The 255-nt window shown below is 53.3% G+C and carries 1 protein-coding gene; it reads left to right on the top strand.

The features are described from left to right. Positions 1 to 41 precede the first annotated feature (41 nt). The coding region (locus JAO32_RS19740) for a serine hydrolase (protein ID WP_334243600.1) at positions 42 to 255 on the top strand (214 nt) is incomplete at its 3' end.

Here is a 255-nt window from a genome sequence, read left to right as displayed (position 1 = left end):
TTGAAACATACTTCCAAGAGCATATTTTCCAGCCGTTGGGCATGACGGATACTTCGTATGCGGTGCCGTCGAATAAGCAATCGAGGGTGGCGGCGATACATCGTCGAACGGATGGCCAACTCGAAGAGCTGGTACGCCACCACGCCATCCCATCCACGCCGACGCCTCCGTTTCTTGGCGACGGTGGACTCTATTCCACAGCTCAGGACTATGGAATTTTCATGAGGATGCTTCTCAATGGTGGAACGTTTGGGA

The organism is Terriglobus sp. ADX1 (assembly GCF_036877645.1).
GTDB lineage: Bacteria > Acidobacteriota > Terriglobia > Terriglobales > Acidobacteriaceae > Terriglobus.
The sequence above is the reverse complement of the archived record's forward strand: the minus strand, read 5'-3'. Positions and strand labels throughout refer to the sequence as shown.